This is a genomic window from Methanosphaera sp. A6, from assembly GCF_001729395.1.
GTDB classification, from domain to species: domain Archaea; phylum Methanobacteriota; class Methanobacteria; order Methanobacteriales; family Methanobacteriaceae; genus Methanosphaera; species Methanosphaera stadtmanae.
In genome coordinates, this window is the sequence record NZ_MAIF01000115.1 from 1 (window position 1) to 4,035 (window position 4,035).

4 protein-coding genes are annotated in these 4,035 nt (G+C 23.4%); 1 reads left to right on the top strand and 3 read right to left on the bottom strand.

Features of this window, described 5'->3' with window-relative positions; translation table 11 throughout:
- Window positions 1–787: 787 nt before the first annotated feature.
- Window positions 788–1,510, top strand: a complete 723-nt coding sequence (locus tag A9758_RS04405; protein ID WP_011406962.1) for a hypothetical protein — start codon at window positions 788–790, stop codon at window positions 1,508–1,510.
- A gap of 10 nt (window positions 1,511–1,520) precedes the next feature.
- Here the strand turns inward: A9758_RS04405 and A9758_RS04410 are convergent, their stop codons facing one another.
- The 3 genes from A9758_RS04410 to pssA form a co-directional block, all read right to left on the bottom strand.
- On the bottom strand, window positions 1,521–1,880 hold the full coding sequence (locus A9758_RS04410; RefSeq protein ID WP_011406963.1) for a dihydroneopterin aldolase family protein: 360 nt from the start codon (window positions 1,878–1,880) through the stop codon (window positions 1,521–1,523).
- 29 nt (window positions 1,881–1,909) lie between these two features.
- Window positions 1,910–2,995: a DUF515 domain-containing protein gene (locus A9758_RS04415; protein WP_011406964.1), complete on the bottom strand. Its 1,086-nt coding sequence runs from the start codon at window positions 2,993–2,995 to the stop codon at window positions 1,910–1,912.
- A gap of 61 nt (window positions 2,996–3,056) precedes the next feature.
- A complete protein-coding gene (pssA, locus tag A9758_RS04420) occupies window positions 3,057–3,848 on the bottom strand; it encodes a CDP-diacylglycerol--serine O-phosphatidyltransferase (RefSeq protein ID WP_011406965.1) in 792 nt (263 codons plus the stop codon).
- Window positions 3,849–4,035: the final 187 nt, after the last annotated feature.

The window sequence follows — 4,035 nt, forward strand, 5'->3', positions numbered from 1 at the left end:
ATATTTTTCCATGATAGATGAATAAAATTTAGTTATTTTTTTAAACATCGTTTTTATCACATAATATTTATAATTTGTTTATTCTATAATTAATAGTTACAGAAATGTTACATAAATTTAGAGATATATGGAAAATTGTATATTATCTCTAAAGAATTCCCCTACATATTATCATAAGTTATGCTATTTTAATAGACAAAATTAATTATATATTTAGAATTTATATAAAAATTAATAAAATTGTATATATAAATCATTATGAATTTAATAAAATACAAGTTTTCATAAAAAAGAATAATCTTTAGAAAATAATAGAATACTATGAAAATAGCAATCCATTATAATATACAATATATAATGTAAATTCTTTTTACTTTAAAGAAAAAATACCTTCTAAAATCATACTTTTAAAATATAATAGAATATATTGCAAATAGTATGTGATTTTAATAATAAATGAAAATTTAATTTTTTATTTATAATACAGTTTAAATAAATCTTAATATAAAAATCTCAACAATATTCATACTTATTTTAGAATATAAATAAGATTTTAAAAAACAGAAATCAACATTTGAAAAACAACATTTTACACATGAAAAATCATAGAAAAACAAAAATCATACATATAAAAACAAATTTTTATTTATATATAAAATATCATACCCTAATTTCCACATATTAACAACACTCACCAATTATTAATTAATGTTATTTTTCATAGAAAACTACTAATTTTAATAAACAACTTCTTATAAAAATAAATTATAGAATAGGAAGAAGGATTATGAGTAAACAAACAGTAAGAAAAACAATAAAATTAGATGCTAATCTATGGAGTAGTTTTCAAGAAAAGATAGAACAAGAGTATGGAACTACATATAAACATACATCAGAAGAGATAGAGAATGCTATTGCAAATTACATCAATAAAGATATTCAAGATATTGAAAAAACAAAAACAATTATTCAAAATCTAAAATATGAAAATGAAAGTTTAAAAAGTGAAAATACAAGCCTAACAAAAGAAATTAAAAGTATTACAACAGAACATTTAAAATTAACTAATGAAAATAAAAAACATACATCTACAATAGATACACAAAAAAGTAGTATAGAATTACTTGAAAGTAAGAATTTGAATTTAGAAAATAAAATACAACAACTCGAAATAGAATTAAATCGTGTGAATTCTTTAAATAATGATAATGTTGAAGAAATTAAAATTTTAAAAGAAAATAATAAAGTTTTAGAAGAAAAATATATTGAACAAGTTGAAACAACAAATAAACAAGTGCAAGAGAATACTAAAATTAAAAATAAACGAGAACATGCACAAGAAAGACTAAATAAAACACAAGACGAACTAAATGAAACTCTAAAAAGACTTGAAAAATATAGTTATGCCATAGGTCAAGTTCAACATATGAATATTATTGATAGAATTCTTAACAGACTACCTCAACAAGTAAAGGAATTACAAGCTGCAACTTATGAGAAAAAAGAATAGAAATATCCTATCATTCTTTAATATACATTATAGGATATTCTAATTCTTCATCATAGGATATGCATGTAGAAATAACATCACTTCCCACATTCGTAGTTAATGTTACCTCAAGCATTGAACCCTCAAGAGATGTGTAGTTCATAGATCCACATGCATCTTTAATTAAATTCTTATTTAAAGAAACCTTCACATCTATAATTGCTGGTTGTAATAGTATACTTTCTTCTATAGCTTTTTCCAAACTACTACAGCTTTCAATATTAACTGGTGTTCCAACAAATTGATGATATAATGCACCCATACTAATACCACCCTCAAATATGGCTCTTTCCCTATTGGATAAATTTCTAAAATAATATTCTTCTTTCATAGACATACCTCATTATATCATATATCATGTTACATTTTTAAATCTACCCATAATGGAGCATTATATGTTGGAATTGTTAAGATAATATTATCCATATTTGATATAACAGCTACTACAGAATCTCTTGGAATTTCAACCATTATAATATATTCAACATCCAAATTTCCAAGATTGGAAGTCCTCTCATAATCAGATAAACGAGTACCATACTCTGTTAATAATAGATTTAATTGAGATTCATCAAGAACTCCAATAGCCTTTGATGATAACACTTCTTCAACCTCAATCACGTTCTTTTGTGATAAATTTCTCATATTAGGATATTCATCAAGTTCCATATTATAATTAATTACTCCAGAATCCTTAGATCTAAGTATTGATACTATTCTTGCCCCTCCAACAAGTTTATTAGTCTTTCTATTAGTAGATATATTATCTGTATTGTTTAGATATTCTTCTGAATCAGTATCTATAATATTATTATATATATCAACAACATCACCCACATTCAATAAACCACTGGCTGCCTGTTTTCTATTTATACTTAATGGAACTATCACAGAGTCAACCTTATGAATAGAAATACCAGTTAATGATTTTTCTGAATTAACATAAGTTGTTGCATTATCTACAGACATTATATTTTTTGTATCATTAACATCCACTTCCACTCTATCATATTTATCTTTAAATTCATTTATTTGAGAATGTAGTTGATTTTTTAGTATAGGATATGCTAATGCTTCAACATCAATAGATTCAACTGCATCTTGCGTAGTTGCCGAATTGATTTGGGCTATTATTGAATGTTTAGCTTGAATATTTTCTGTATTATTTTTAAAAATTGTATTTACTTCATTAATTTTAATAGTCTTTTTTGTGTTTAACTCCTCTATTGAAGGACTAAATACTAGAAAATAATAACATATCGCAAAGATTATTAAAACCACAAAAGAAAGTACAACAATACCTGTTAAAAGTTCTCTATTTTCTTTTTGATAATATTGTCTATGTCTTTTATGAGACAATGTATTGTTGTTTGGCTCTAATGAATCTTTTAAATCATTGAATAAATTTTTAGAATTATATTTTAAGTAATTGATTATTTTTTTCATAACTTATCTTTGTATATATTGAAAAAATAATACTTATAAAAAAAAGAAGTAAAGGATTTATTTATTTTTTATGTAAATCCTTTTTAGATTTAGATGAATTTCTTGTTATAGTACTTATATCATCTATTACATTATTATTTACTTTTAATTTAGATATGGAATAATTATTAGCAGGTATGAAATTGTATATTGTAAGTCCAAATATGTATATCAATACTAATACTAGTAATATGTATGATGGAATTGAATGTAGTGCCTCATTGATATTTGGTATAATACATAATATTGTTAAGATTCCAGTTAATACAATAACCTTCATATCCCTTACTTTTGGATATTCAATACTTGATATCATAAGTAGAGATATTATAATTGTTAGTATAAACATTGATTCAAAACTTATCAATGAAGTAAGTATTAATAATGCAACAATCATTGAAGATGATGGTATTGGTAATCCTATGAATACTTCTGTTGGACTGGTTTGTCCTGCCAGTAGTGTATTATATCTAGTTAATCTTAAAATTCCACATGCAACTAATAAAAATACTGGTATTAATATTAATGAATTATTAGTAAGCATATATATTACTATTGCAGGTGCTACTCCAAAGGATACAATGTCTGCAAGTGAATCTATTGTTTCACCAAAAAGTGCATGCATAGGACCTTCATTAAACTTTCTTGCTAATATCCCATCAACACTATCAAATACAACAGCTAGTAGCAATAGTTGCGCTGAAAGTATTGTATTTCCAGTTAAAACAGCTAATATTGCACCTAGTCCAGATAATGCATTGGCAAGTGATGCTATATCAGCTATTGAAATCATTTTTAATATATTTGTTTCCATCTAAATCATTTCCTTGAAATTTTTTCTATTATTATATATTTATATTTATAAATAAATACATATTTTGATTATTATTTTTTTATAAAAAATAATAATTATTCAAGGAATTTTTTATTATAAATACCTATTTTAACAACATATAATTAAACATTGTTTATTTTTTTATTTATATTTTTTATTCTTTTTG